The sequence below is a fragment of the Microbacterium sp. NPDC088619 genome (assembly GCF_044752825.1).
In the GTDB taxonomy this organism is placed as follows: Bacteria; Actinomycetota; Actinomycetes; order Actinomycetales; family Microbacteriaceae; genus Microbacterium.
Genome location: NZ_JBIVLZ010000001.1, coordinates 1,026,099 through 1,052,335 on the forward strand (window position 1 = coordinate 1,026,099; position 26,237 = coordinate 1,052,335).

The 26,237-nt window shown below is 67.4% G+C and carries 23 protein-coding genes and 1 pseudogene; 10 read left to right on the top strand and 14 right to left on the bottom strand.

Annotated elements, in window-relative coordinates; translation table 11 throughout:
* The first annotated feature begins 12 nt into the window (after positions 1-12).
* Genes ACIP5T_RS05275 through ACIP5T_RS05285 form a run of 3 tightly spaced genes read left to right on the top strand, consistent with a single transcriptional unit; the run spans position 13 to position 2,107 of the window.
* Entirely contained in the window at positions 13-768 is a 756-nt protein-coding gene (locus ACIP5T_RS05275; RefSeq protein ID WP_400861166.1) for a glycosyltransferase family 2 protein, read from the top strand.
* Positions 765-1,163: a DUF2304 domain-containing protein gene (locus ACIP5T_RS05280; protein WP_400861168.1), complete on the top strand. Its 399-nt coding sequence runs from the start codon at positions 765-767 to the stop codon at positions 1,161-1,163. Before ACIP5T_RS05275 ends, ACIP5T_RS05280 begins: the two co-directional genes overlap by 4 nt.
* On the top strand, positions 1,160-2,107 hold the full coding sequence (locus tag ACIP5T_RS05285; RefSeq protein WP_400861169.1) for a glycosyltransferase: 948 nt from the start codon (positions 1,160-1,162) through the stop codon (positions 2,105-2,107). The genes ACIP5T_RS05280 and ACIP5T_RS05285 overlap by 4 nt, the downstream gene beginning before the upstream one ends.
* A 6-nt stretch (positions 2,108-2,113) precedes the next feature.
* Here the strand turns inward: ACIP5T_RS05285 and ACIP5T_RS05290 are convergent, their stop codons facing one another.
* Positions 2,114-3,115, bottom strand: coding sequence for a glycosyltransferase (locus ACIP5T_RS05290; protein WP_400861171.1), 1,002 nt, complete (start codon positions 3,113-3,115; stop codon positions 2,114-2,116).
* Between the two features lie 111 nt (positions 3,116-3,226).
* Between ACIP5T_RS05290 and ACIP5T_RS05295 the strand changes: the two genes are divergently transcribed.
* A complete protein-coding gene (locus ACIP5T_RS05295) occupies positions 3,227-4,483 on the top strand; it encodes a hypothetical protein (RefSeq protein WP_400861173.1) in 1,257 nt (418 codons plus the stop codon).
* On the top strand, positions 4,480-5,226 hold the full coding sequence (locus ACIP5T_RS05300; RefSeq protein WP_400861176.1) for a glycosyltransferase: 747 nt from the start codon (positions 4,480-4,482) through the stop codon (positions 5,224-5,226). Before ACIP5T_RS05295 ends, ACIP5T_RS05300 begins: the two co-directional genes overlap by 4 nt.
* A 44-nt stretch (positions 5,227-5,270) precedes the next feature.
* On the opposite strand, the gene ACIP5T_RS05305 is transcribed toward ACIP5T_RS05300, so the two are convergent.
* Genes ACIP5T_RS05305 through ACIP5T_RS05320 form a run of 4 tightly spaced genes read right to left on the bottom strand, consistent with a single transcriptional unit; the run spans position 5,271 to position 10,676 of the window.
* A complete protein-coding gene (locus tag ACIP5T_RS05305; RefSeq protein ID WP_400861180.1) occupies positions 5,271-6,161 on the bottom strand; it encodes a glycosyltransferase in 891 nt (296 codons plus the stop codon).
* On the bottom strand, positions 6,158-8,098 hold the full coding sequence (locus ACIP5T_RS05310) for a DUF6541 family protein (protein ID WP_400861183.1): 1,941 nt from the start codon (positions 8,096-8,098) through the stop codon (positions 6,158-6,160). The genes ACIP5T_RS05305 and ACIP5T_RS05310 overlap by 4 nt, the downstream gene beginning before the upstream one ends.
* Positions 8,095-8,994, bottom strand: a complete 900-nt coding sequence (locus ACIP5T_RS05315) for a glycosyltransferase family 2 protein (protein ID WP_400861186.1) — start codon at positions 8,992-8,994, stop codon at positions 8,095-8,097. The genes ACIP5T_RS05310 and ACIP5T_RS05315 overlap by 4 nt, the downstream gene beginning before the upstream one ends.
* Complete coding sequence (locus ACIP5T_RS05320) at positions 8,991-10,676, bottom strand: glycosyltransferase (RefSeq protein ID WP_400861189.1); 1,686 nt, start codon at positions 10,674-10,676, stop codon at positions 8,991-8,993. Before ACIP5T_RS05320 ends, ACIP5T_RS05315 begins: the two co-directional genes overlap by 4 nt.
* A gap of 230 nt (positions 10,677-10,906) precedes the next feature.
* Here ACIP5T_RS05320 and ACIP5T_RS05325 point away from each other — a divergent pair, with 230 nt between their 5' ends.
* Both ACIP5T_RS05325 and ACIP5T_RS05330 read left to right on the top strand, forming a co-directional pair.
* Entirely contained in the window at positions 10,907-11,740 is an 834-nt protein-coding gene (locus tag ACIP5T_RS05325) for an ABC transporter permease (RefSeq protein ID WP_400861190.1), read from the top strand.
* Positions 11,741-11,882: 142 nt separating this feature from the next.
* Positions 11,883-12,467: pseudogene (locus tag ACIP5T_RS05330) on the top strand (ABC transporter ATP-binding protein); the annotation flags it as partial.
* A 31-nt stretch (positions 12,468-12,498) separates the two neighbouring features.
* Here ACIP5T_RS05330 and ACIP5T_RS05335 read toward each other — a convergent pair.
* Positions 12,499-13,572 carry a glycosyltransferase gene (locus ACIP5T_RS05335; protein ID WP_400861191.1) on the bottom strand — a complete coding sequence of 358 codons (1,074 nt, stop codon included), beginning with the start codon at positions 13,570-13,572 and terminating at the stop codon, positions 12,499-12,501.
* Between the two features lie 110 nt (positions 13,573-13,682).
* On the opposite strand from ACIP5T_RS05335, the gene ACIP5T_RS05340 reads away from it, so the two are divergent.
* A complete protein-coding gene (locus ACIP5T_RS05340) occupies positions 13,683-15,443 on the top strand; it encodes a DUF4012 domain-containing protein (RefSeq protein WP_400861192.1) in 1,761 nt (586 codons plus the stop codon).
* Between the two features lie 143 nt (positions 15,444-15,586).
* Positions 15,587-16,168, top strand: coding sequence for a hypothetical protein (locus ACIP5T_RS05345; RefSeq protein ID WP_400861194.1), 582 nt, complete (start codon positions 15,587-15,589; stop codon positions 16,166-16,168).
* A gap of 262 nt (positions 16,169-16,430) precedes the next feature.
* Here the strand turns inward: ACIP5T_RS05345 and ACIP5T_RS05350 are convergent, their stop codons facing one another.
* The 6 genes from ACIP5T_RS05350 to ACIP5T_RS05375 all read right to left on the bottom strand — a co-directional run bounded on the left by ACIP5T_RS05350 (position 16,431) and on the right by ACIP5T_RS05375 (position 22,330).
* Positions 16,431-17,798, bottom strand: coding sequence for an LCP family protein (locus ACIP5T_RS05350; RefSeq protein WP_400861195.1), 1,368 nt, complete (start codon positions 17,796-17,798; stop codon positions 16,431-16,433).
* An 83-nt stretch (positions 17,799-17,881) separates the two neighbouring features.
* Positions 17,882-18,349, bottom strand: coding sequence for a 5-(carboxyamino)imidazole ribonucleotide mutase (gene purE / locus ACIP5T_RS05355; protein WP_042542183.1), 468 nt, complete (start codon positions 18,347-18,349; stop codon positions 17,882-17,884).
* Positions 18,350-18,458: 109 nt separating this feature from the next.
* The gene (locus ACIP5T_RS05360; protein ID WP_400861196.1) at positions 18,459-19,583 is read right to left on the bottom strand and encodes a 5-(carboxyamino)imidazole ribonucleotide synthase; all 1,125 of its coding nucleotides are present in this window, start codon (positions 19,581-19,583) and stop codon (positions 18,459-18,461) included.
* An 87-nt stretch (positions 19,584-19,670) separates the two neighbouring features.
* On the bottom strand, positions 19,671-20,225 hold the full coding sequence (locus tag ACIP5T_RS05365) for a PH domain-containing protein (protein WP_400861198.1): 555 nt from the start codon (positions 20,223-20,225) through the stop codon (positions 19,671-19,673).
* Positions 20,226-20,282: 57 nt separating this feature from the next.
* Positions 20,283-21,044 (bottom strand): biotin--[acetyl-CoA-carboxylase] ligase, encoded by a 762-nt coding sequence (locus ACIP5T_RS05370; RefSeq protein ID WP_400861200.1) that lies wholly within the window; start codon positions 21,042-21,044, stop codon positions 20,283-20,285.
* 2 nt (positions 21,045-21,046) lie between these two features.
* Positions 21,047-22,330: a CDP-glycerol glycerophosphotransferase family protein gene (locus ACIP5T_RS05375; RefSeq protein ID WP_400861202.1), complete on the bottom strand. Its 1,284-nt coding sequence runs from the start codon at positions 22,328-22,330 to the stop codon at positions 21,047-21,049.
* Between the two features lie 153 nt (positions 22,331-22,483).
* Between ACIP5T_RS05375 and ACIP5T_RS05380 the strand changes: the two genes are divergently transcribed.
* The gene (locus ACIP5T_RS05380; RefSeq protein ID WP_400864612.1) at positions 22,484-23,509 is read left to right on the top strand and encodes a glycosyltransferase; all 1,026 of its coding nucleotides are present in this window, start codon (positions 22,484-22,486) and stop codon (positions 23,507-23,509) included.
* Between the two features lie 25 nt (positions 23,510-23,534).
* On the opposite strand, the gene ACIP5T_RS05385 is transcribed toward ACIP5T_RS05380, so the two are convergent.
* Positions 23,535-24,971: a CDP-glycerol glycerophosphotransferase family protein gene (locus ACIP5T_RS05385; protein WP_400861205.1), complete on the bottom strand. Its 1,437-nt coding sequence runs from the start codon at positions 24,969-24,971 to the stop codon at positions 23,535-23,537.
* On the bottom strand, positions 24,968-26,221 hold the full coding sequence (locus tag ACIP5T_RS05390) for a CDP-glycerol glycerophosphotransferase family protein (RefSeq protein ID WP_400861208.1): 1,254 nt from the start codon (positions 26,219-26,221) through the stop codon (positions 24,968-24,970). Before ACIP5T_RS05390 ends, ACIP5T_RS05385 begins: the two co-directional genes overlap by 4 nt.
* Positions 26,222-26,237: the final 16 nt, after the last annotated feature.

Sequence of the window (26,237 nt, forward strand, 5' to 3'; positions counted from 1 at the left end):
GATCGGGGAACTATGAGTTTGTCGTCGGACCGTGTCCTCGTGATCGTCCCCGCGTGGAACGAGGCCCGCAACGTCGGACGCACCGTTCACGAGATCCGGGCCGCAAGTGCCGACTTCGATCTTCTCGTGGTCGATGACGGATCCACCGATGACACGGGCGCAGTCGCACGAGAGGCCGGCGCGACGGTCATCTCCCTCCCCTTCAACCTCGGCGTCGGCGGGGCGATGCGCACCGGCTTCACGTACGCGAAACGTCACGGCTACACCCGCGCGATCCAGGTGGACGCCGATGGGCAGCACAATCCTGTCGACATCGCCCGCGTCCTCGACGGTCTCGACACCGCAGACATCTCGATCGGCGCTCGTTTCGCAGACGTCGGCGACTATTCGGTCCGCGGTCCGCGCCACTGGGCGATGCTGTTCCTGGCGAAGACGGTGTCCAGAGTCGCCAAGACCCGTCTCACCGATGTGACGAGCGGCTTCCGCGCCGCCAACAGCAGAGCCATCGAGCAGTACGTCCGCTACTACCCCGCCGAGTACCTCGGCGACACCATCGACTCCCTCGTCGCAGCGTGCCACGCCGGATTGACGGTGACGCAGGTGCCAGTGGCCATGCGGCCGCGAGTCCACGGCACCCCGAGCCAGGGCCCGATCGGAGCGTCGATCTATCTGCTGCGCTCGGTGTTCACCCTCGGCCTGGCGATGCTGCGTCGCCCCGGTTCGACGACCCCCTCGACGAACGTCCGCGAACGGGAGGACGCACAATGATCGTCGCCATCGGGATAGCCCTCTCGCTGTTCATCCTCGCCCTGGTGTTCTGGATGCTTCTCACGCGACGCCTCCGCGAGAAGTATGCGGTGATGTGGATCGTGATCGCGCTCAGCGTCCTGCTGCTCGGGATCTTCCCGCAGCTCCTGCTCTGGGCGACCGCGCTGCTCGGGGTGCAGGTGCCGGCCAACCTCCTGTTCGCTCTCGCGATCACCCTGCTCCTGGGGGTCTCGCTGCATCTCTCCTGGGAGCTCTCCCAGGCTGAGGACGAGATCCGCCGCGTCGCGGAGGAGGCCGCACTGTCGCGCGCCGAGGTGGACAGGTTGGACAGCCGCATCGCGGCCCTGGAGGCTCAGCACCGGGGCGGCGGCGCCGACAGCGCTCCCCCGGCATGACGTCCCGAGCCCCGAGCGACGGCGTCTGGGCGGTCGTCACCGTTCATCGCCCAGAGAGGGTGCCCCCGCTGCTGGCTGATCTCGGCGCCCAGGTCACCGGGATCATCGTGGTCGACGACGGCAGCGGCCCCGAGTTCGATCCGATCCGCGCGGAGATCGCGTCGAGCGGAGCACTGATGATCGCCTTGGAGCACAATTCCGGCATCGGCGCCGCGCTGAATCACGGCATCCGCTCCGCGATCGACAACGGCGCGAATGCGATCGTGACTTTCGATCAGGACTCGACCGTCGCGCCTGGGTTCGTCACTGCTCTGAGCGCCGCTCGCGAGAATGCCCTCGCGCACCGCGTCCCCGCCGGCCCGGTCGTTCCGGAGTTCTTCGCCGACGTCTCCCAAGCCGGGCCGTCGACACGACAGGGTGTGGTGTACGCCGCTCACGCGATCCAATCCGGCATGTACCTCCCCGCCGACGTGGTCGAACGGGTCGGCCTGATGGACGAATCCCTGTTCATCGACCTCGTGGACACGGACTTCGAGATCCGCTGCCGTGATGCCGACCTGCCGTGCATCATCGCCCCCGGCCTCCGGCTGCCGCACCGCCTGGGCGCGCGCTACCGAATCCCGGGACCGCTCGGAGCACTGCTGCCCACTCTCACCCTGAGCACCCCGTTCCGCTACTACTACCGGGCCAGGAATCGAATCGTGCTGGGGCGACGCCACCCGCGGCATCGTGCGCGCCTGCACCGCGACGCACGGGCCGACTACGCATACTTCCTGATCGCGTGGATGCTGGCGAAGCCCCGCTCGACCATGCGGAAACTGCTCGCCGCGGGGTTCCGAGACGGACGGGACGAGCGCATGGGCAGGATGCGGCCGGCGCTCGCTACCGAAGCCGCCCGTGTCACCTGGCGCGCTCGCCCGCTCCCGGACGCGGAATCCGCCTGAGACCGTCTAGGGTGCCACGGTCGGTTTGCGTCGACGCCCCCGGACCAGCCAGCCCGATGCCCAGCTCGCCAGGTATGCGATGACGAACGGCATCGGCACCACCCGTGCGCGCCGAACTCGACGCAGCATCCCCACGGTCTCGCGCAGTCGCCGCCCCGATCCGAAACGCCGATCCATCTCGATCGCGGATGGCGAGAGGGGATCCCGTTCCACGAGCGTCTGCGCCATCAGCTGACGCCATCCCGCGTAGATCCAGAACAGCATCCGTGCCATCGCCGGAGGTGAGGCGGTCCCCTCGTAGCGCGCAGCGAACCCGACCGCGTTGGCCCAGGCTCGTCGCAGGGTTGCGATCGGGCCGAGCCGCAGACGGCTCGGATCACCGAACACGTTGGCGGAGTGCTGGACGTAATCCTGCACGACATCCTCGACGATGAGACCGCCTCCCTGTGCCATCCCGACGACCGCGAGCCAGTGGTCGTGCGCGACGGTGTGGGAGGAGAGACGTGGAAACGGCAGCGCCGTCGACAGCAGGTCGCCGCGGAAGATGCACAGCGAGCCGGTGAACTGATTCACGATCATCGTCGATGCGGCATCGAGCTGCCGGCGCTCGGTGAATCCGAGCACCTCATCACCGGGGTGGGCCACCAGTCGGGCCTGGCCGGACACGATCGCGGACTCCGAGAGGTGCGGGAGCAGTGTCTCGAGCTTGTCGGGGTACCAGAAGTCGTCCTGGTCGCTCAGAGCCACCCATTCCGCCTCTGCGGGCACCGCCTCGAGCCCCCGCTCGAAGTTCAGGTAGAAGCCGAGACGTCGGCCGTCTGCGAGGATCCTGAAGCGGTCGTCTCCGGCCGCGACATCGGCGACGACCTCCTCGACGGTCTCCAGTTCTCCGTCGACCGAGATGATGCACTCCCAGTCCGTCACCGTCTGGTCGCGGATCGAGGCGAGCTGGCGGGCGAAGAGCTCCTTGGAGGGTCGATAGGCGGCGAGCACGATAACTCCAACCATCTGGTCCCTGACCTCTCCTTCACGCCGTCTCCAGTAGTCTAGGCTCGCACGCGTTCACGTCCCCGCCATCCCGAATGGTGTTGGGCCGCAATGGTCCGAGGAGTCCCATCGATGAAGGTTCTACTGTCACGCTTTGCGGGCTTTAGCGCCGTTCCTCTGATCTCCTTCATCGCCCCACTGTTCCTGCTCCCCATCATCCCGAACGTCTTCGGCTTGGCGGCCTGGGGCTCCGTGGGCACGGCCCAGGCCGTCGGAACCGTCTGCGCGATCATCGCGGGGTTCGGCTGGAACATCTCCGGCGGAGCGCGCATCGCGCTCAGCGCCGACGATGCCGCCCGGCGTCAGATCTTCGGTGATTCGTTCTGGTGCCGCGGCCTGCTCGTCGTGACGGCGGGATTGATCGGCGCCGCGCTCAGCTCGTTCCTCGTCCCCGCCGAGTTCCGCCTCGTCGCCGCACTCGTCACCCTGGCGACCACCGCTGCGGCCATGACCGTCGTCTGGTACGCAGTCGGCGTGGGCAACGCGCGAGTGGTGCTGCTGTTCGAGACCGTCCCGGTGAGTGTGAGCGTTGCACTTGCGATTCCCCTCCTCCTGCTGACGGAGCAGTTGCTGTGGTACCCGGTGCTCACGCTGATCGGCTTCCTCACCGGTCCTCTGCTGCTGAACCTCCGCCTCTATCGACGGCCCGTGCCCCCGTTCGCGGGGAAGCGGATCCTGCGCGCATACCGGGCGAACCTCTCGGTCGCCGCGGCGGAGACGATCGGCGGCTCCTACACGTCTGCACCCATCCCGCTCGCGCAGGGCATCCTCGGCGCGACGGCCAGCGGTCAGGCCACCTCTGCAGACAAGTTCTTCCGCATCGCGCTCTTCGCCATCACGGTCCTGTCGAACACTCTGCAGAAGTGGGTGCTCGAGGTCTCGTACGCACATGGTCGGGCACGCCGCCATTTCGTGGCCTTCGGACTCCATGCTGCACTCGCCCTCATCGGCGGCACGGCGCTGACACTGCTCGGCCCGCTGTTCTCCACACTCCTCTTCGGTGCGGAGGCGACGCCGGAGACCGCCGTGTTCCTCGGCTTCGGGGCGACCTTCGCGCTGACGAGTCTGACCACCCCCTTCATCCGCAATGTGCTGGTACCCGCCGGCCTCAACCGCTACGTGCTCTTCGGCACCCTCGGCGCTGCTCTCGTCGGACTCCCGCTCATGGTCTTGGGTTCCCAGTGGGGTCTCAGCGGGATCATCGCCGCCCTCGCGGCCTCGGAGCTCGTGATCCTCGCCGTCGTCGGGGCTGCCGGAACACATCATCTGCTGCTGGAGAGGCGATCGGCTTTCGCTCTCGTCGCGCCGGCTGAGGGAGACATCGCATGACCGAGGCCGTGAGCGTGTGCATGGCGACATACAACGGCGAGCGATTCGTCCGGCACCAGCTCGAATCGATCCTCGACGGACTCCTCCCCGGCGACGAAGTGGTCGTGGTCGACGATGCCAGCGCTGACGGCACCGCAGATGTCGTGGCCGCTCTCGGAGACGATCGCATCCGACTGATCCGCTCCGAGACGAACCAGGGATACGTGAAAGCCTTCGAGGCCGCGATAGCCGAAGCGACCCGCGAGATCATCTTCCTCTCCGACCAGGATGACGAGTGGGTCCCCGGGCGCCGTGCGCTGCTGGTCGAGGCACTTCGCGACCGGTCGATCGCGGCCGGCGACCTCGTGCTGCTGCCTGACGATGCGCCTCTGCGCTCTCCGCTCACCGGACGCCCGTGGCACCTCGATGCCCTGCCCTCAGGCGGCTCTCTGGCTAATGAGCTGCGTCTGCTCGCGGGCGACGCGCCCTACTACGGCTGTGCGATGGCGTTCCGACGCGAGGCCAGAGACCTGATCCTGCCCTTCCCCGACTTCCTCGTCGAGTCGCATGATCTGTGGATCGCGACCGTCGGCAATACCGCTCGGGGACTCGCGCATGTCCAGAGCCCGGTGCTGCGGCGCCGCCTGCACGATGCCAACGCGTCGGCTCCGAAGCCGCGAGGACTCCGCAAGGCGCTGCAGTCGAGGTGGATGCTCCTCCGCGCATGGCGTGAAGCATCGCGTCGCGTCCGCGCAGCGCGCTGACACCACCGTCATGCGCCTGAGCCGCCGCGCAGGGCTCCGCGCCCTCAGCTCAGGTCGACGACGTGCGCCAGCGACGATCGCACGCCCCGGGCCGTGCCGTGCCGCAGCACGAGGGGCAGCGCGGCGATCCCGTGCAGCCGCGACATGAGGCGCACCCGTGCGGTCCGCGCTGTGCGGCTCCATCCTCGCTCAGCGGCCGATCGGCGCGCGATGCGGTAATACCGCCGCTCATCGAGAAAGCGACTGCCGTCGAGCAGCGTCTTCTGGGATGCGCTCTCCAGATGGCGACGATACGAGAATGCGAGCGTCGGCGTGTAGGCCAGCGTGCCGCCGTCGAAGGCGATGTCCATCAGCAGCGCCAGGTCCTGGATGACGGGAAGGTCGTCCGTGAAGTCGATACGGCGAAGCGTCTCCACTCGGAGCGAGAGCGACGGCCAATAGAGCCAGTTGCCCCTGATCAGCGTGGTGGCCATGTCCGGGCCGCTGAAGACGGTCACTCCCCGCCCCTTCGGAGCGAGGTGGCGCTGCTTGATCCGATCGACGAGCGGAAGGACGACAGCCCCGTTCTCGTCGATGACCTGAACCGCCGGCTGGATGACGTCGGCATGCGGCACTGCGCGGGCCGCCGCGCGGACGACCTCCACATAGTTCGGGTGCAGAAGGTCGTCGCAGCCGAGGATCGTGACGAAATCCCCCGACGCACGCCGAACCGACTCCCGGAAGTTCTCGGTGATCCCGACGTTGTGCTCGTTCCGGGAGTAGACGATCCGCTCATCCCGCTCTTCACTGAAGTGGACTGCGACCGAGTCATCGGGATAGCAGTCGTCGATGATCGTCAACCGCCAGTCCGGATCGGTCTGGGCGCGGACGGATTCGACGGTCTCGTAGAGCTGATCCGGGTCGCCCCAGAACGGCACGAAGATCTCGTAGGTCATGACCCGAGTCCGCAAGAGACGATCTTGAAGAGCTTCGCGTCGCCGCGCTGCTCGACGAGTTCGACGAAGGGCGAGCTGTCGAGGTCATCGAGTCCCGAGTAGTCCGCGTCGTTCTCCTGGAAGTCCCCGTCGGCACTGAAGTCGAGGACGTACGCGACCCCGGTGTCCTCGAGCGCGTCGCAGACCTGCGGAGAGTCGCCATCCGTGCTCAGCATCGTGTTGATCGCTTCAGCGTCGTCGGTGAGGTCCATCAGAAGATGGGGCATGAGGACCCGTCTTCCGCTCACACCGTACGCGAACGACGCTCCCGTCCACGGGTCTCCCGCGATGACCGCATCCTCCGGGACGAGCTCTGCGAGGTCCTCCATGAGATCGAGTTCGTCGGGAGACACGATCGGCCCACCGGGTCGGAGCTCGTAGGTGAACTCGATGTCGGCGGCAGCCTGTCGAATCGCGGCGTTCTGCGTGACCCCGACGAGCGCGATCACGACGATGGCGATCAGGACGATGGGCAGGCGCTCGGAGAACCGCCGGACCCGCGTCAGCACTCGCTGCCGAAGGAGCCAGGTCACGAGGACGATTCCGCCCAGCGCCGCGAGCGGCAGTACTCCGATCGCCCAGAAAGCGGCGATACGCGGCGGATTGTTGTACCACGGAGCGGTGAACCAGAAGCGCAGCGTCTCATACGGCGACGCCGACACGATGATGTAGAGCACAGCCGAGATGACCGCCATCGCGAGGATCGACCACCGCGCGTAGGTGCCTCTGCGGATGACGCTGTATGCGCCGATGATCATCAGGGCGGTGATCCCGAGCGAGCTCGGATAGCCGTACACGCTCGCCGCGACGACTTCACCGATCGAGTCGGGAACCGTGTTGATGATGGGCCAGTAGATCTGGCTGGCCGGGGGCCGTACCACCTGCAGGAGAACGACCCCTGCAGCGGCGTATGCGACCAGCAGGCCGATGCCGATCAGTCGCGGTCGACCCGGGGTCCTCACCTCGTGCAGAAGCCTGGCGAGGACGAAAGGCACCGTGAGCGCGACGACCGCCATGAGCGCGCCCGGGTGCGCGACACCCAGACCGGGCACCACGAGCACCAGCAGGAGCGCCCAGTCCTGACGACGCGGCACCCTTCCGGGCCTGAGCAGCCACCAGGCGACGACGATGGCGGCGGGTGCGACGGCGAGGCCGAGGAACAACGGGTAGAGCACGCCGTAATGCAGCAGCAGGAAGGGGAATGCCGGGAAGGCGGCGGCCAGCGCCCCCGCGATCACCGTCATGATCTGGTTGCGGCCCAGGAGCTCGCGCACGAGGAGCACCGCGCCGATCGGCCAGACGACCGCAGCGACGACGATGATCATCGCGTTGGTCGCAAGCGGCACGGAGGCTCCGCTGAGCGCGACGACGATCGAGACCATCGCATGCCAGCCGGACGGGTAGAACGGAACGCCCGCCGGCGACGTCATGCTGCCCAGCCACAGGGGCGATGCGTTTCCGGTGTCGAGGACGTACTGGACGGCGTTCAGGTGGAAGAAGTTGTCATATCGCTGCGAGAAGAACTCCGGGTCGTGCATGCTCCTGACCAGCACGAACGCGATGAGAGCGGCGGGTACGACGATCGAGACGATCACGGCGACCAGTTGCCTGGCGCTCGAGCGCTGACGGAGCGGCACAGGCTTGCCGACGTGCTTCGACCAGAAGTATGCGGCGACCGAAGCCACAGCAGTGAGGATGAGCACCGGAAGGATGCTCCACCGGATTCCCACGAACGGCGCCGCGAGGGCGGCGACTGCGACGAGTGAGACGCTGAGCGCGGGGGCCAGCGCGACGAGCCTCATTCCGCGCAGGCGGAGGAGGAAGCCGAGCAGCAGTCCGGGAAGGAAGAGAAGAGCGCCGGTGACGAGCAGCGCGGGCAGGATCGAGACCCAGCTCACGCCGCCTCCGCCTCTGGGTAGCGGATCTTCGGGTTGAAGGTGATGCCCTTCAGCCACTTGCCGAGCAGCTTCGCGCGCAGGTCCAGAGGAACGCGGCCTCGGTGGAGGCTCACGAACAGCCGTGCACCGAACTCCACGAAGTACAGGAAGCCACGATGGTGCAGCTGCCAGGACGCCTCGTTGCGCACACCGTACGAGAACTTCCACAGGCTCTTGCGGTCGACCATCGCGAAGTTGACTCCGCGGTTGTCCCCCATGTCATGGACGACGACGCTGTCGAGCACCTGCACACCGGGGCAACGCGCGGTGAGGCGAAGGGTGTACTCGCGGTCGTCGAACCAGATGAAGTACTCGGAATAGGGAAGCCCGTACTCCGCGATGGCCCACCGCGGGATCAGCACCGAGACGAACGAGCACGCGGTCACCATGACGTTCTTCTGCCCCTTGACGAGCAGGCGTCCCCAGTCCCACGTCGTCACGGGGTTGTTCATCTCGCAGATGCTGCCGTCGGTGAACTCGACGACCGAGCACGCGAAGGGAACGTCGCCACCGAGTTCCTCGACGGCCCCGTCGAAACCGGCGATGAGGCTCGCGAGGGCTTCGGGCTTCGGGTAGCAGTCGTCGTCCATGATCCACACGTGATCGGCACCGGACGCGTATCCGCGCAGCATCCCCTCGGAGAAGCCGCCCGCTCCCCCGGAGTTGGTCGACATGGTCACGACCTCGAGGGGAATCGACGTCGCGAGCGCGGCCAGGTACTCCGCCGTGCCGTCGGTCGAGGCGTTGTCGATGACGAACAGCGTCTCGACGGGGTGCGTCTGCGCCTCGATCGACGCGATCACGGTCTTCAGCTTCTCGAGCCGATTGAACGTGACGACCACTCCAGCGACACTCACCACGAGCCCACCTCTTCCTTGAACCATGAACTCGCGGACTGCTGGGACAGCAGCTTCTTCTCAGCTTTGCGCTCCTTGCGCCACAGCGCTTCCCTCGCCTGTTCGTCATCGACGAGCGGGCCCACCGCGTCGGCGAGCCGGCGCGCTGCGAGACGGGCATATCGAGGAACCAGGGCAGCCTCCGGAATGATGTCGCCCTGGGCGCCGACGTCCGTCGAGATCACCGGCACTCCGTGCGCGATCGCCTCGAGAGTCGTCAGTGTGAGTCCCTCATTGTGGGAAGCGACCACGAGCACGTGGGCTTCGTCGAGCGTGTCGGAGACCGGGGTGTCCGAGGTGCGCCGGATGATGTCGGCTCCCAGGCCCTCCGCCTCGATGATGTCATCGACCCAGCTCGACAGCTCCCCACCGCCGTGGAGGATGAAACGCAGCGAATATCCCTGCCGCTTCAGGCGGCGCGCCATCGCGAGGTACACCTCCGGCGCCTTCTGCCGCGCCATGCGGCCGACGAACGCGACAGTGAACTGCTCTCCCTCGACCCGCGGGCGGAACACGGCATCCTTCGGCTTCACGGTGAGTCCGCCGAGCGGTGCCATGACCACACGGTCGGAGGGGATCCGCTGGACGTCTGTCATCCAGCGCGCGAGGCTCGGCGAGATCACGTGATGCGTGGTGATCGACTTCGATGCGATGGCACTGCTCAGGGGATAGCCGCCCCCGGTGTACTCGACGATGTGCGTGCTGTCGACGATGGGGATGCCGGGGCGCGACGCCGCGATCCACGCCACCCGGTCGTAGAGCCACTGATTGTGATGGATGACGACGCCCCGCACGTCGAAGGTGCGCAGCAGCGCGCGGAGCAGTGGTTCGACGCCGGCCGTCTGAGACTCGACGGTGGGCTCCGAGAACGGGATGAGCAGCGCCCCGTCGAGCTCGGGACGGGTGACCCACGGCTGGTGGGAGTCCCGATTCGTGAGCACGATCGGGAGCAGGCCGGCCTCACGCACCAGTCGCACCGTCTCGAAGGCCCAGAGCTCAGCGCCGCCGAGTTCGAACCAGTGGAGACCGATGATCACGGCCTTCTGCGCGCCCTCGGGGGCAGGGGCGGCCGGTACGATCACCTCGCCCTCGTGCGCACCCCCACGTCGGAACTCGCCTTCGTAGTCGCGAGGCTCGATGGCGGTCGTGAGCTTGCGGCGGAATCTGAGCAGCGAGAGATCGCGCGCGTCGTCGTAGAGCAGCGGAGCGCGCGACTTGACACTCCGTGCGATCCGTCCGACGAGCCCCGGGCGCTGGGGTCGGTAGGGGTCGGAGCTCAGAACACTGTCGGATGAGACGTGCAGATGCCTGGTGGGCGACGCGACGAGAGCGGCGGAGGCGGCCTCCGTGTGCTCGGGCTCGCGCTCTTCGACGGAGACGGAGCTCACGATGCCGAAGCTCCCGATACGGTGGCGGTTGTTCCTCGAGAGCCCGTCGAACGTGCTGTCGTCGGTCAGGCGGGGAGTCGTCTCCACCGAGCCGTCGTAGAGATGGACCCGGAGCGCCCGTTGGGGCGCCATGAGCGCATGGAAGTTCAGCGCACCGACGAGGAGGCGACGCTCACGCTCCGACAGATCCACACCCGTCTGCGGGTCCTCGAAGCGGAAGAGTGCAGGCTGATCGAGAGCTTGAAGAGGTGTCACGGATACAGTTTGCTTTCGGATCGACGGACGCACGAGACCTCCGCGATCCTACCAGCGACCGTGACTCCGACCCTGGGTTGAGCCTGTGCCGCGCGTTCGGCGCTTCCCCATCGATCTGCCAGGGACGAGGCGTCAGGGATCGTATGATTGCTCACGGTGCGCCCGAGACCGTCGGCGCGTCGGAAGGTGGAATCGCGGTGCAACAGGCTCGCACAGCCGACGACCAGAGAATGACGACTCCTGGCGCGAATCGAGGGCTCCTCGAGGTCTTCCGGCAAAGGCATCTGCTCTCGCTCATCGTGCGCAAGGAAGTGCAGATCCGCTACCGGGGCTCCATCTTCGGGTGGCTCTGGTCCTACGTGAAGCCGCTCGTGCAGTTCGTCGTCTTCTTCGTCGCGATCGGCGTCTTCCTCGGTCTGAACGACCGGGTCGACTTCTTCCCGATCTATCTGCTGTCCGGCATCACCGTGGTGACCTTCTTCAATGAGGCGTTCTCCAACGGCACCCGCTCACTGGTCGACAACGCGGCGCTGATCAAGAAGATCTACCTGCCCCGCGAGATGTTCCCGATCGCGAGCATGATGATCGCCGCCGTGAACACGGTGCCCCAGATCATCGTGGTGATCGCGATCTCGCTGTTCTTCGGCTGGGCGCCGACGTTCGCGTCCATCGGCGCGATCCTCCTGGCTCTGGTGATCATCGCCGTCCTGGCCAGCGGGCTCGGCCTCTTCTTCGGTTCGATCAACGTGACGTTCCGCGATGCGCAGAGCTTCGTCGAGATCATCGTCATGATCGCGATCTGGGCCTCCCCCGTGATGTACGAGTGGACCCAGGTCGCCAGGGTCGTGCCCGAGTGGCTCTTCGTCCTCTACCGACTGAACCCGATCACCGCCGCCGTCGAGCTGTTCCACTACGGAGTCTGGTTCCCGCTCGGACCCGATGCCTCCCCGATCCCCGAGGTATGGATGTACGGGCTCATCGCACTCGTGACGTCACTCATCGCGCTGGTCATCGGCCAGCTCGTCTTCCGCCGACTGGAGGGCCGCTTTGCCCAAGATCTCTGATGCGCAGCCACTCCCGCGGATCATCATCGACGACGTCCACAAGACCTTCAAGCTCCGGCACACGCACTCGATCAAGGAGACGGCTCTCGCCGCGATCCGTCGCAAGCCGCTGACCACGGACTTCCACGCCCTCGACGGCGTCTCGTTCGACATCCAGCAGGGCGAATCCGTCGCGCTCCTCGGCTTCAACGGTTCCGGCAAGTCGACGATGCTCAAGCTGATCTCCGGGGTGCTCGAACCGGATGCCGGCACGGTGCTCACTCGCGGTCGCGTCGCCGGCCTCATCGAGGTCGGCGCGGGGTTCCACCCGGATCTGTCCGGTCGCGAGAACATCTTCCTCAACGCCGCGATACTGGGCATGACCAAGAAGGAGACCGAGGCACGGTACGACGAGATCGTCGCGTTCAGCGAGATCGAGCAGTTCATCGACACCGAGGTGAAGCACTATTCATCCGGCATGTTCCTCAGACTCGCCTTCTCCGTGGCGATCCACACCGAGATGGACGTCCTGCTGATCGACGAGATCCTCTCCGTCGGCGACGAGCCGTTCCAGAAGAAGTGCCTCGCACGCGTCCGCGAACTGCACGCACAGGGCAAGACGCTCGTCGTCGTCAGCCACGATCTCAACATGGTCTCGAACCTGTGCGATCGAGGCATCCTGCTCCAGAAGGGCAAGGTGCGCTTCGACGGGCCCAGCGCGGATGCCGTCGAGGTCATGCGCTCCTGATCAGAGCCTGCCCCCGAGGCGGGCTCGGGGCTCAGAGGTCCGCGTGCAGTCCCCACACGCGCTCGGCCGCGCCGAGCCACGAGAACGATCTCGACCGATCGGTGCCGAGCACGCTCAGGCGACGTGAGCCGTCGCCGACCGCATCGGCCACGGCCTCGGCGACGTCCGCCGGATCGGCTATCACTCCCCCGTCGGCGATCACGTCGTGGTGCACTCCGCTGTCGACGGCGACCACCGGCACGCCGAGCGTCATCGCCTCGACCGCACGCCACGGCCACACGGCGCGTGCGCTCGTGGCCACCAGGACGGACGCACCTGCGAGGACCGCTGCCCTGTCTGCCACCGTCAGCGACCCGCGCACATGCGCCTTCGATTCGGGCAGTCCTGCTGCCGCGGCGATCTCGGCCAGCCTCGGTTCAGAACCCTCCGGTGCGTCGAGCACCACGGCTTCCGTGCCTGCTGCGATCGCCGCCCGGAAACCGTGCTCGAGCGACGCAGCGGAGCCCGTCAGGACCAGATAGCCCGCAGGCAGAGACAGAGAGGCTCGTCGGGCAGTCGCGTCGAACGGGACCACCAGCGCCGACGGTGCCGCTCCCGGGATGACGCGAATCCGCCCACTCAGCTTCGCGATCTCCGCCAGTCGCGCGCCGACCGCATGAGAGGGGACGACGACGGCATCCGCGTGCTTGACCGCTCGTTTCAGCATCGCGCGCTGCCAGGCGACTGCGGACTTCGACAGGGAGTCGGGCTCTTCCCACGCCTGCAGATCCCACAGCGTGACGGTGGTCTGATCGTGGTCGTGCAGGCGGTCATGCCGCACCAGGGGCGCCATCAACGTCGGCGAGTGGATGAGACCTCCGCCGACCCCCGGCGCGATCCCCAGCTGCCACGATGCCGCGAGCTCACGCCGCGCGAGCGACAGTCTGCGCACATCCGTGAGACCCGGAATCTGCACCTCGACACCGGACGGGACGATCGCCTCGACCTCGCAACCGGCCGGAGCGGTCGAGATCAGCGCCGCGGTGAGGTCGGATGCCGCAGACGCATGATCCGCGTGCACGACATGCGTCAGCTGATCCAGAACCACACGCAGCCGAGCACCCATGCGACAACAGTAATCGCCCTCGCGCTCCGAACCTGGGAGCGTGACCGAGAGCGACGCGGATCGGGGACACCGCGCACCTCTGATATGCCGCTTCGTGCTTGAATGCAGGGGTGAGTGACGGACGACTGCCTGTACGTCGTCGATGGGTGCGGTGGACCATCGGCGTGATCGTGATCCTCTTCGTGCTCGCGATCGGCTGGGTCGCCATCCGCGGCATCGGTGCGGTGAACAGCCTGCAGGAGGTCGCGGCGTCATCGTCGAAGCTCAAGCAGGCGATCGGCGAGGGCGACCTCGACAGGGCAGCATCGCTGTCTTCCCGCATCGCCCACCATGCGGGATCCGCCCACGACCTGACATCCGATCCGATCTGGCACGGATTCGGCCTCCTTCCATGGCTCGGTCCGAACTTCTCGGCGGTGAGCGAGGTCGCAGCGATCGCCGACGACGTCGCCTCGGACGCGCTCGTCCCCGTTCTGCAGGCCGCCGATGAACTCGACCTGGCGAGTCTGGGACTCTCGGGCGGGGCAGTCGATCTGGCGCCGTTCGCGCAGATCGAGCCGTCGCTCGCTGACGCGAGCGCGACGCTGACGTCGGCCGAGACGCGTGCCATCCGCATCGATGCGGATGCGACTCTGCCGCCGCTCGCCGACGCAGTGCGGGAGATGAGATCGACCGTCACCCAGGCCGCCACGGTGGTCGGAGCGCTGCACGGAGCGTCCGCGCTGCTGCCGAGCATGCTCGGCGCGGAAGGGCCCAGGAACTACGTGCTCGCGATGCAGAACAACGCCGAGCTGCGATCCTCGGGCGGCATCATCGGGGCCATCGCCCTCCTCCACGCTGAGAACGGCCGGATCACGCTCGTGCAACAGGCCTCCGTCCCCGACTTCCCGGCCCTCGAGACCCCGCTCCCGCTCAGCGAGTCGACCGTCGCCCTCTTCGAGGATCGTCCGGGTCGCTACATGCAGAACCTCACGAGCATCCCCGATTTCACCGAGGCGGGTCCTGCGATCGCGACACGCTGGCAGAACCGCTTCGGACAGCCGGTCGACGGGGTCATCGCGGTCGACGCCGTGATGACCGAGACCCTCGTCGCAGCCACAGGACCGCTCACGTTCGGGCCGTTCAGCGCCACCGAGGAGACCGTGGTGGGACTGCTGCTCTCCGAGATCTACGCCGCCGTCCCCGATCCGCTGGCACAGGACGAGATCTTCTCGCAGGCCGCGGGAGCGCTCCTCTCCGCAGCACTGACCCAGGCGGATCCGAAGGACCTCGTCGCCGCTCTCTCGGCCTCGGCAGACGAGCGGCGTATCCGCATCTGGAGCGCGCACGAGGACGAGGAGGCGATCCTGTCGGCGTCGACTCTCGGCGGAGCGCTGCCAGAGGACGACACCCAGACTCACGTCGGCGTCCTGTTGAACGACACCACCGGCGGCAAGATGGACTTCTATGCCGACGCCGCCATAACGACCTCGATCGGCACCTGCGAGGGCGAGCCGACCACGCAGGTGACGGTGACGTGGAAGAACGATGCGCCGGCCGACGCAGGCACTTCCCTGCCGCCCTACGTGACCGCTGACGGGTTCTACGGGGTGCCGGCCGGCTCGACACGGACTCTGATCACCGTGTACGGCCCCGAGGGCGCGGCTCCGTCTCACATCGACCGCGACGGGGAAGAGGCGAGTGTGCAGACGGCTCTGCTCGGCTCCCGGTCGGCCGTTCAGCACGAGGTGCTCCTGGCCCCGGGTGAGTCGTCGAAGATCACGGTCGAGTTCCAGGGAACCGGGGCCGGAGAGCGGCTCACGGTGGTCGACCACACGCCCATGGTGGACACGCCGGAGACATCTCGCGAGCAACTGCGTTGCGCATCGTGACTTTCCGTATTCGATGATGTAGGGTCAATCCCACTGGGGAATATCTGAGTTCTGCAATTCTGTCGTGGGGACAGGAAGAACTCACGCAGTCGGATGCAGGGGTGTATTCGAAGGCGATTCCGCGTGTATTTCTGGGGAGAATCATGCTGAAGAAACTGGCTGCCATCAGCCTTACCGCTGGCGTACTCGTGCTCATGGCACCTGCTGTCGCCTCTGCCTCGCCGGTCGTTCCGACCGAGTCGGACTCGTACGCCGGCACACCGCGGGTGACCGTCGATGATCCGATCATCGACACCTGCGAGGTGTCGACCGTCGCGTTCGGCGCCGGGTACTTCCTGCCGTCCGAGAATGTCGGGGTGTCCGTCTCCGGCTTCAACGCCGGCGACTCCGCCGTCTCGGGCAACACGGCGGCCGCAGACGGCAGCCTCGTCGTCACCTTCCGCCCACCGGCCGACGGTGAGGGCTCCTACGCGCTCGCCTTCGGCGGTTCGCGGTCATACACGGCTACGGTCACGGTCTCACACGGCCATGATTCCGCCGTGAGCTGCGACCACGATCCTGGTGTCGCGTCCGCAGGCACAGAGCTTCCGCTCACCGGCGGTGGGCTCGAACTCGCACTCACGGGCGGCAGCGTGTCGCCGTGGGTTCTCGGAGGTGGAGCCGCCGCACTGGTGGCTGGTGGAGTACTCGTCGCGACAGGTGTCACACGCCGCAAGCGCGCATAGGTCAGGTTCCCGCTCTCAGCGGGAATCGACTGGACGACGGTGATCCCTCCCCCTCCGATCACCGTCGTCTGGTGAATCCGGTCATGCACCGGAGGCCCACGGCCGCCACTTCACTCTCAGGTGGCGGCCGTGGGCTCACTCATGTGTCCACGAGTGAGCGAACCACGCCGACGCCACTCGCGGCATCGCGATGAAGGACCGCCGAGCACGGGTTCGACGGCCACGGCGAGCGACCACAGGTTCGGCTATGGGGCGCAGACGATCACGGGGTCGGGGTCGGGGTCTCCGTCGGAGGATGCAGCGTCTGCTGCATCATCTCGTGGATGTGCCCGTAGTCCGGAGCATGCTCGTCCACACCCTGATCGGGGGTGAGCTCGACCGTCGTGACGGTCTGCTCACGAGCCTTGGTCATCAGGTCGAAGAACTCGGGAAGCTTGTCCTGAGGCAGATCGGTGCTGATCAGTGCGGTTCCCGCGGACGCGACCTCGTTGAACCGCGTGAGCACGGTCTGCGGTGTGAACTGCGCGAGAATCGCTTCCTGAAGTTCGCGCTGCCGCTTCATCCGGTCCCAGTCACTGGTCGTGTAACGCGATCGCGCATACCACTGCGCCGTGTCGCCGTCCATGTGCTGCTGCCCGACCTCGATCCAGCCGATCGCCCACGCATCGACGTCATACGGGTCCACGCCCTCGGGCGGACCGCCCTTGGGCAGCCTCTCTGTCACGTTGATGTCCACGCCGCCGAGCGCGTCGACGAGCGCCGCGAAGCCGTGCATGTCGACGAACACGTAGTACGGGATCTCGATCCCGAGAACACCCTCGGCGGCATCCTTCGTGGCCTCGATCCCTGCATCCGAACCATGCGCCGCAGCATCGGGATACAGACCGGTGCCGTTGTCGTCTCGGCAGATCTCCGCGGCGTTGCGCACATGGTTCATCCAGCCGTTCCACCCGCACGAGTTCGAGCTGTGTCCCTCGAAGCCGTTCGGATACAGCGCCTGCATCGGGCTTCCCTCGCTGAAAGGCGCATTGGGAAGCTCACGCGGGATTCCGGTGATCGTGACGGCGCCGGTGGTCGCGTTCACAGAGACCACTGAGATGCTGTCGAACCTCATCGAGTCGCGGCCTTCACCGCTGTCCGCTCCGAGCAACAGGATGTTGTAGTAGCCCTCGCTCGGCGGCAGACTCGGACCGCTCTGGCCGAAGATCGTGTTGATCGTTCCCCGCGCGGTGCCGACGTAGGACGCCGCATATCCGGTGCCCGTTCCGACGAGACCGAGCAGAAGCAGTGCGACGAGCGGGATGGCGAACTTCGAGGGACCGGGGATTCTGACCAGTCTGACGAGCCGCAGCACGTCGAAAGTGAGCACCACCCACAACACGAGGTATGCGATCAGCAGCACCTGGACGAGCGTGAGGACGACCGCCGAGAACCATCCGGCGCCGACGGTGAGCCACAGCAGCACGGGACGGGCGAACAGAGCGACACCCGCGCCCACGATCAGGAGGAACCACGCGAGCAGCGTCGCTCCGAGACCGATCCGCCCGAGCCGACGATTGCCCGCGAGCACCTGCGCGGACCCGGGGACGAGCAGATTCAGCAGCACGAGCCACCAGCCGCGCTTGGTCATCGTTCCCGCATCCGCGGTGTTCGGATGCCGCAAGGGATGGGTCTCGATCAGAGGTCGCGCCGTACCTCGCGGCGGCGCAAGGGTCACAGGGACCCCTTAAGCCGATCGTTCTTCTCCTCGACCTGCGCTTCGAGATCGAGCGCGTACGCCTCGATGCGATCAGCGAGATCGTCGTCGGACGTGCCGAGGATCCGCGCGGCGAGGATGCCCGCATTGCGCGCTCCTGCGATCGACACCGTCGCGACCGGAATGCCCGCAGGCATCTGCACGATGGAGAGGAGGGAATCCATCCCGTCGAGGTAGGCGAGCGGCACGGGGACGCCGATGACCGGCAGCGCCGTCATCGAAGCGAGCATCCCTGGAAGATGTGCGGCCCCTCCGGCGCCGGCGATGATCACTCGGATGCCGCGGCCCCGCGCTTCACGCGCGTACTGCATGAGCTTGTCGGGGGTGCGGTGCGCCGAGACGACCTCCACCTCGTGCGGGATCGCGAAGTCCGTCAGCGACTGAGAGGCATCGCTCATCACGCGCCAGTCGGAGTCGGATCCCATGACGACGCCGACGAGGGGCGCGGCGGAGGAGTGCAATGGCTCAGTCACCCACTCAGGCTACGGTCTGGTGCTGGGAGAAACCCCGAACGGCACACCCCTGGACGCACCCTCAGTCGAAGTGAGCCGCCGTCGCACGGGCCACGTACACCGCATCGTCGAGATCATCGCCCGTCACGTTCACGTGCCCGACCTTGCGACCGGGACGCGGCGCCTTGCCGTAGGTGTGGATCTTGGCCGACGGATGCTCCGCCATCGCTCCCGCGAAACGGTCGCCGAGCGAGCCGCTCTTCGGTCCTCCGAGGATGTTCACCATCACCGACCAGGCGGCCTGAGGCGCGGTGTCCCCGAGGGGCAGATCGGCGACGGCACGCAGGTGCTGTTCGAACTGTCCGGTCACGGCGCCGTCCTGGCTCCAGTGTCCGCTGTTGTGCGGGCGCATCGCCAGCTCATTCACGAGGATCCGCTCGTCGTCGGTCTCGAAGAGCTCGACCGCGAGCATGCCGGTGACCCCGAGTCCCTCGGCGATCGACCGCCCGATCTCCTCGGCGACCTGGGCGAGACGGTCGGTCGCATGCGGCGCCGGCGCGATCACCTCGGCGCACACACCCTCACGCTGCACGGTCTCGACGACGGGATAGGCGACGATCTGGCCGCTTGGGCGGCGAGCCACCTGCTGCGCGAGCTCGCGAACGAATCCGACGAGCTCCTCGACCAGCAGAGCCTCGTCGTCGGCGAGCCCGTCGAGCCAGTCCTGAGCATCGCTCGCCGCTCGGACCACGCGCACGCCCTTGCCGTCGTAGCCACCCCGCGGCGTCTTCACGACACCCTGCCCGTCGTGCTCGTCGAGGAACGCCTGCAGCTCGGATGCATCGCGAACCGGCGCCCACTCGGGCTGGGGCACGCCGAGCTCGGCGAGCCGCGCTCGCATGAGGAGCTTGTCCTGGGCGAACTGCAGAGCATCCGGCCCAGGGTGCACCGCGACGCCCTCGGCGACGAGAGCCCGCAGCACCTCCTGCGGGACGTGCTCGTGGTCGAAGGTGACGACGTCGACGTCTCTGGCGAACGCACGGACGACGTCGAGGTCGTGATAGTCGCCGACCGCGACCGCCGCGAGCTGCGCGGACATCCCCTCGTCTTCAGCGAGCACCCTCAGGTCGAGCCCGAGCTCGACCGCCGGGGCGATCATCATCCGAGCCAGCTGACCTCCACCGATCACACCAACGCGCAGCGCCATGGGCCGCCTCCATTCGTCCTGACCATTCTCGCGCATCGGCGCGCACGTCGTTCACGCGTCGCCGATCGCGGCATCGCGGCGCGGAGGTCAGAATCCGGCCGTGCCGTCGTTCCCCGCCTGCGCATCGCGATGCGCGAGGATCTGGCTGACCTCGATCTGATCGGCCAGCGTCTCGTGCACGAGCGTCACGTTGGGCACGTTGGCGAGACGCAGCGGCGCATCGACCCCGTTGGAGAGCGTGATCGTGCCGACACCCCACATCCGCTGGATCACACCGCGTCTGACCCCGATCGTGTAGCCGCGCGCGTGCGACATCTCCTGCCGGTTGCGAGCACCGACGCCGTGGTTCACGATGACCCGCCGCGTGGTGAGCGTCACCGAGCGCGAGTACCAGATGATCCAGGGCACGACCGCCAGCAGGAGCACGATCGCTGCGGCCGAGCTCAGCAGCATCCAGTTCTCGAACGGCGCCGGGAGATTGTCGTAGAAGAAGGACGTCGCACCGAACACCGCGATCAGCACCAGCGCCGACCAGAAGAGTCTCCGCGCGTGTGCGCGGAACCGAGCGATGAGCAGCTCTTCGGCGGGCGCACCCGGCGGTGGCATCGTCGGCCTTCCGCCGAGAGTCACGGGCTGAGTCACCCCTCCATTGTGCCCGCAACCGCCGACATCGCCGCTCGCACGCCGGGCGTGTCAGACTCATGCAGGTCGGACGTGCACCACATCACCCGCTGAGATCGCCGTCTCGACGCCTCCCGCCAGAACGAGCAGCCGGCCGTCGTCATCCAAAGCGGTGGCTCTTCCGACGAGCACGGAGTCCCCGGGAAGCGAGACCCTCACGTCGAGCCCGATCGTGGCGCAGCGCCGACTCACCGCGTCATGGAGCCCACTGGACACGGCGTCGCCCACTGCGGCGAGCTCGACGAGCAGCCGATCGAGCTCGCGCAGATATGCGGCGAGCAACCGATCGGAATCGGCCCGGGTGCCGAGCACGGCGAAGGACGTCGCGGTCGGCACCGGCAGCTGAGACTCCGTCATCGCCGTGTTCACGCCTGTGCCCACGATGACCGCATCCTGCGTCGCCTGTGCCAGGATTCCGCAGATCTTGCGACCGTCGACCAGCACGTCGTTCGGCCACTTGACCGCGACCTCGTGGTCCGGAAGCTGCTCGGCGATCGCATTCGCCATCGCCGCCCCGGCGGCGAGGGGAATCCAGCCTCGCGCTGAGGGGGACGGCAACCGCCGCAGCAGGACGGAGACGGCGAGCGACGCTCCCGGCGCGGCGGTCCAGGAGCGACCGAGTCTGCCGCGCCCGGCCGTCTGGTTGCCGGTGAGGAGCACCGACAGGTGCGGAGTCGAGAGCGGCTCACGTGCTCGCTCGCTCAGGATCTCGTTGGTCGACCCCGCGTCGTTCAGCACCTCGAGATGCGCGGCGACCGCCGCGGTCAGCGGAAGATCCATCGTCAGACCTCCTCTTCGTCGGCCTCTTCGTCGTCGTCGTCCTCGTCGGTGCGCACCGCCCCGATCTCATGCGCCTGCCAGTGATCCCACTCCTGCATGAGGCGCTCGATCGCGGCGTGGAACTTCTCTGTCGCCGCTCCTGGCGTCGTGTCACCGAAATAGTGCTGCACCCACATGCGCAGCCTGGCGATGGCCACCTCATCGGCGCGGACGCGTTCGACCTCGGCGACGATGTCGCCTGCAGCGTCGGCGCTGAGCCATTCGCAGTCCGACAGGTAGCCGTTGGTGTCGATCGACGCGCGCTCGTCGGCCGGTCGCGTGATCATCAGCGGCTTGCCGACGGCCAGACGGTCGTAGACCATCGCCGAGATGTCGACGATCGCGACGTCGGCGGCAGCCAGCTGCCATCCGAGCTCCGGCCCGTGGTCGTAGACGTGCTGAGCAGCGGGGTCTGCGGCGTTCGCCGCGGCGATGGCCGCGATGATGCGGCGGTGCGCTGCGCCGTATTCGTCGTCCACGACTCCGCTTCGCGGGTGCGGTCGGTAGATCACTCGGTGTCCACGGGACGCGAGAAGCGTCGTGACCAGCGTCTCGCCGTGCGTGGCGATCGACCCGTAGTGGGCGCTCGGGCGGTCACCCTCCCACGTCGGCGCGTAGAGCACGACGGTGCGCTCGTCCGGCACGTACGGCAGCGTGCCCGAGTAGTGGTCGGCCTGCGGCCGACCGATCTCGATGGTCCGCTGATCGATGTCCCAGTTCCAGAGCGTCCGCGACAGACGGTCACGTGCTGCCTGCCCGGCGACCAGCGCGTAGTCGTACGCCTTGTATTGATTCGTCGTCATGTACATCTTGTCGGACTCGCCGTGGTTGATGAACACGTGCCAGCGCCTGCCGTAGCGGAACATCTGGAAGTTGCGGGTGTTCTGGTTGACGTACAGGACGACGCGGATGTCCTGCGACGAGATGAACCTCTCGAGGTCGCGGATCGTGGGAACGAAGGCGACCGGCGGGCCATCCTCATCGAGCAGCTTGTCAGCGCCGGTGGCCGAGCGGGAAAGCACGACGACGGGCCAGCGCTTCGACAGCTCGGCGAGCGGGCGGTACCACTGCCGCATCTGGTACATGTTCACGTCGCCGTCGGCGAAATACACCGCCACCTGGTAGTGCTCCGGCTGATGCGGCTCACGTTCGGCGAGACGCCGTCGCACGCGCTGCACGGCTTTGCGCGAGGCGAGCGCCCGCTTCAGCAGACGGTAGGCCTTCTTCGCGTCGGACACTGCACCCATCCCTCCAGGATACCGAGTGCGAGGACGCGAGCAGACGGCAGCCGCCCGAGGCGCTCGATCGCGCGAATCAGCGAACGTCCGAGCAGTGCATGCCATGATCGTCATGTGCCTGACAACGACATCGCCACCCCAGAGATCGGAGTGTCGTTCGTCATGCCCGTGCTCAACGAGCGCGCCTACCTCGAGCGCGCGATCGCGTCCGTGCTGACCCAGGAGCTGACCGTCCCGGCCGAGCTCGTGCTCGCCCTCGGCCCGTCCACCGACGGCACGACCGAACTCGCTCAGCGTCTCGCCGCGGAGGACGACCGGATCAGACTCGTCGACAATCCCGCGGCGCACATTCCGGTCGGTCTGAATGCGGCCATCCGCGCCAGCCGCTTCGCGACAATAGTCCGCGTCGACGCGCATTCCGAGCTCGCTCCCGGCTACGCGGCGCTCGCGCTGCAGACTCTCGAGCGCACCGGCGCTGCGAACGTCGGCGGCGTGATGCGCGCCGACGGCCGCACGCCGTTCCAGACATCGGTGGCGCGCCTCTACAACTCGCCGGTCGGTCTGGGTGGAGGCGCGTACCACGGTGGCACTCACGAGGGCGAAGCCGAGTCCGCGTACCTCGGCGTCATGCGTCGGACGGTGCTCGACGAGGTGGGGCTCTTCGACGAGTCGATCCGCCGCGGCGAGGACTGGGAACTCAACCTCCGCATCCGTCAGGCGGGACACCTCGTCTGGTTCGACCCGAACCTCTCAGTGACCTACTGGCCACGCGAGAGCTGGGTGCGCCTCGCGCGTCAGTTCCGAGCGACCGGAGCATGGCGCGGCGAGCTGGTGCGCCGATACGGGCGTCGCAACGGCATCCGCTTCTTCGCTCCCCCGGCGCTCGTCGTGCTCGTCGCCGTCGCCGTCGTCACCGGCGTCCTGCAGCTCACCGGCGTTCTCACCGGAGTGCTCTCGCTCGTCGTCTCCGCCGTCGTCTACCTGCCACTGGCGGCGTACCTCCTGCTCGTCGCCGTCGTCGCCTGTCTGCCGGGCGGGGGCGGACCCCGTCAGCGGCTGTGGACCCTGTTGGTGCTGCCCACCATGCATCTCTCATGGGGCCTCGGCTTCCTCGGGGGCGTGCTGCGGGGTGCTCGCGACACCGTCGACGCATCGCGCCTCGGCACCCGCAACACCCCACTCCCTTAGAACACGGTCGGCAGCTCGGGTCGAATCACCTGGTGACGTACCCCTGGTCGAGGATGCGAGCGACGACCCGCTCCGCCGAGTGCCCGTCGTCCCGTGAATTGAACTGCGCCCGCCAGGCGGCGTATCGCTCGGCGTAGACACTCTCGTGCGCGCTGTCCGCGAGTGCCGCGACGAGTTCGTCCTGCGAGTGGACCAGGGGGCCTGGCGCTCGCGTCGCGAGATCGAAGTAGAACCCTCTGAGCTCTCCGCGGTAGTGATCGAGGTCCGGCACGAGGAAGAACATCGGCTTATTCGTGACGCTGAAGTCGAACATGACCGACGAGTAGTCGGTGATCAGCACGTCGGCCGCGAGCAGGAGCTTCGCGGTCTCGGGGTAACCGGTGACGTCGATGACGCGGGCTCCGGCTCGGTCCCGCCCTGTATCGATCGTGCGGGAGTGACCGCGCACGAGCACGACGGAGTCCGTCTGCCTGGCGAGTTCCTCCGGGTCGACGAAGTCGACCATCTCGGTCCGGTCATCACGCCACGTCGGAGCGTACAGCAGCACCCGCTCTCCGTCGGCGATGCCGAGGTCGGCGCGGATCGACGCCGCATCGTCGGTGACGAGGGCATCGTTCCTCGGATATCCCTCGACCCAGATCGGTCGGCCGAAGAACGCGTATGCCTTGCGGAGAATACGCTCGGAGTACGTGTTCTGCGCAAGGAGCACGTCCCAGCGGCGCGACTCCTTGATGACGGCCGCCATGCGGCGAGGGTCGAATCCGGGCCGGTGCAGGGCGAGCCGCTTGAGCGGAGTGCCGTGCCAGGTCTGCAACACCTTCTGACCCGGTTTGCGGACGAACCTGCGACGCAGCCAGTCGTTGACGACCAGCAGTCGCGACGCAGCTCGGGCGCGCCACCACTCCGGGCTGCCTTCGACGACGGCGATGGCTCCGTCCGGAACCGCGACGGAGAGATCGACCACGCTCCAGTAGCGGACGACGTCCGGTGCCTGTGCGAAGAGTGCCCTTTCGATGGCCTGAGGGTTGCAGCCGACGGTGCGGCCGTAGAAGCTCTCGAAGAAGACGGCGTTCTCGGTGGCTCCGGGGTGCGCGACATAACGACCCTCGAGAGTCGCCTGCCCCTCGCTCGTCTCGTAGGCGGGGTCGATCGGCGCCGCGATGCGCACTGTCGCACCGTCGACGGCGATCCGCACACCGGTCAGCACTTCAGGCGCGACGAGGAGGTCGTCGAACTCGGCATCGTCGATGCGCAGCTCGTAGTCCCCTGCGGGCAGCGGAAGCTCCGGGCCGCCCCACCGCGACGCACGCAGCGGGAAGGTGGCCTTCCAGGTCTTGCCCCCGCCGCTGATCCGAGCAGCAACACGGGCGCGAGGCCCGACCAGCTCAGCCGTGGTCGGGCGCTGACCGGCGCCTGCGATGACCAGCGTCTCTGCGGCCTCATCGATCCGGGCCGTGGTCATGCTGCTCCCTTCGGCGCGGGAATCCCCCGCGCACGGATTGTCTCGTAGACGCGCCGGGTGTTGCCTCCGTCGCGGAAGGCGTGCATCTCCGCGCTGAGCGTACCCGAACGCTCAGACCGCGCGGCGAAGACGTCGTGATCGTCCAGCAGTGCCGCCAGCTGCGGCAGAAGCGAATCCCAGCTGCCAGGGGCGTCGTCGCCCGCGACGTCCTGGAATCGGCCGTAGAAGCCTCGCGAGCGGGCGTAGTCCTCAGCGTCGGGGGCCAGGAACAGCACCGGCATCTTGAGCAGACCCACGTCATAGGCGAGCGATGAATAGTCGGTGACCAGCACATCGATCGCCGGCAGCACGGGGGTGACATCGGTCAGCAGTCCCGATCCGAGCATCCGGATCCTTCGACTGGGCAACGGGGGTGCATACCCGCCCTCGCCGAGCGGGTGGGAGCGAACGAGCAGTACCGCGTCGTGCTCTTCGAGCACTCGGATGATCTGCACCCACTGGGCAGCCGTCGGGACCGCCGGATCGTCGGCTCCGTCGCGCCACGTCGGCGCGTAGAGGATGGTCCGGGCACCGGTCGGCAGACTGCCGAGCACACGGTTCAGGACGTCGGATGCTGTCGCTCGACGCTCGATCGGGTCACCTGACGACAGCACGTCGACACGCGGTTCGCCGGTGACGACGACCCGGCCGTCACCGAGCGCGAAGGCGGACTCGAGGCGTCCCCTCGAACGATGCGACGCGGCCGGCAGCACTCGGATCCGCTGAGCGGCACGCCGGTACAGGATGCCGATGAGACGGCGCAGCACGGCACCGCCGGCGATGTCCGGGACCTGCGTGGTCGCGGGCGAATCCAGTCCGATGCGCTTGAGAGGGATGCCGTGCCACAGCTGCACGACGAATGCGCCGGGCACGGCATAGCGGTTCACGTCGCCGAGCCCGTGCGTGACCACGACGACGCCGGCACGGGCCGTGGCCCACCACCCTCGCAGGCTGTCCTTGCGCGTCGTGCGGAGACCGAGCGCGGCGGCGTCACTGTCCTCCCGATCGGACGAGGTGAGCCATACGGTGTCGTGTCCTTCGGCGGCGGCGAGGCGCTGAAGGGCGAGAGCCCCGTCTCCGACACCGGCCCCGCACCCGAACGCCCAACGAGTGCCGCGCGGGATGACGAGCGTACCGACCCGCCCGGCGAGGTAGAGCGGTATCCGAAGCAGCTTGGCCGCATTGCCGGAGCCGAAAGAGAAGGACGCCACCCCGCGAGCCTATCGC

What these genes read in the sequence shown, in the direction of transcription:
- ACIP5T_RS05280 (WP_400861168.1), top strand. Translation starts at nt 765, where the DNA reads ATGATCGTCGCCATCGGGATAGCCCTCTCGCTGTTCATCCTCGCCCTG.
- ACIP5T_RS05285 (WP_400861169.1), top strand. Translation starts at nt 1,160, where the DNA reads ATGACGTCCCGAGCCCCGAGCGACGGCGTCTGGGCGGTCGTCACCGTT.
- ACIP5T_RS05375 (WP_400861202.1), bottom strand. Translation starts at nt 22,330, where the DNA reads ATGGGTGCAGTGTCCGACGCGAAGAAGGCCTACCGTCTGCTGAAGCGG.
- ACIP5T_RS05325 (WP_400861190.1), top strand. Translation starts at nt 10,907, where the DNA reads ATGACGACTCCTGGCGCGAATCGAGGGCTCCTCGAGGTCTTCCGGCAA.
- ACIP5T_RS05335 (WP_400861191.1), bottom strand. Translation starts at nt 13,572, where the DNA reads ATGGGTGCTCGGCTGCGTGTGGTTCTGGATCAGCTGACGCATGTCGTG.
- ACIP5T_RS05290 (WP_400861171.1), bottom strand. Translation starts at nt 3,115, where the DNA reads ATGGTTGGAGTTATCGTGCTCGCCGCCTATCGACCCTCCAAGGAGCTC.
- ACIP5T_RS05300 (WP_400861176.1), top strand. Translation starts at nt 4,480, where the DNA reads ATGACCGAGGCCGTGAGCGTGTGCATGGCGACATACAACGGCGAGCGA.
- ACIP5T_RS05345 (WP_400861194.1), top strand. Translation starts at nt 15,587, where the DNA reads ATGCTGAAGAAACTGGCTGCCATCAGCCTTACCGCTGGCGTACTCGTG.
- ACIP5T_RS05350 (WP_400861195.1), bottom strand. Translation starts at nt 17,798, where the DNA reads ATGACCAAGCGCGGCTGGTGGCTCGTGCTGCTGAATCTGCTCGTCCCC.
- ACIP5T_RS05305 (WP_400861180.1), bottom strand. Translation starts at nt 6,161, where the DNA reads ATGACCTACGAGATCTTCGTGCCGTTCTGGGGCGACCCGGATCAGCTC.
- ACIP5T_RS05360 (WP_400861196.1), bottom strand. Translation starts at nt 19,583, where the DNA reads ATGGCGCTGCGCGTTGGTGTGATCGGTGGAGGTCAGCTGGCTCGGATG.
- ACIP5T_RS05385 (WP_400861205.1), bottom strand. Translation starts at nt 24,971, where the DNA reads ATGACCACGGCCCGGATCGATGAGGCCGCAGAGACGCTGGTCATCGCA.
- ACIP5T_RS05370 (WP_400861200.1), bottom strand. Translation starts at nt 21,044, where the DNA reads ATGGATCTTCCGCTGACCGCGGCGGTCGCCGCGCATCTCGAGGTGCTG.
- purE (WP_042542183.1), bottom strand. Translation starts at nt 18,349, where the DNA reads ATGGGATCCGACTCCGACTGGCGCGTGATGAGCGATGCCTCTCAGTCG.
- ACIP5T_RS05275 (WP_400861166.1), top strand. Translation starts at nt 13, where the DNA reads ATGAGTTTGTCGTCGGACCGTGTCCTCGTGATCGTCCCCGCGTGGAAC.
- ACIP5T_RS05295 (WP_400861173.1), top strand. Translation starts at nt 3,227, where the DNA reads ATGAAGGTTCTACTGTCACGCTTTGCGGGCTTTAGCGCCGTTCCTCTG.
- ACIP5T_RS05380 (WP_400864612.1), top strand. Translation starts at nt 22,484, where the DNA reads ATGCCCGTGCTCAACGAGCGCGCCTACCTCGAGCGCGCGATCGCGTCC.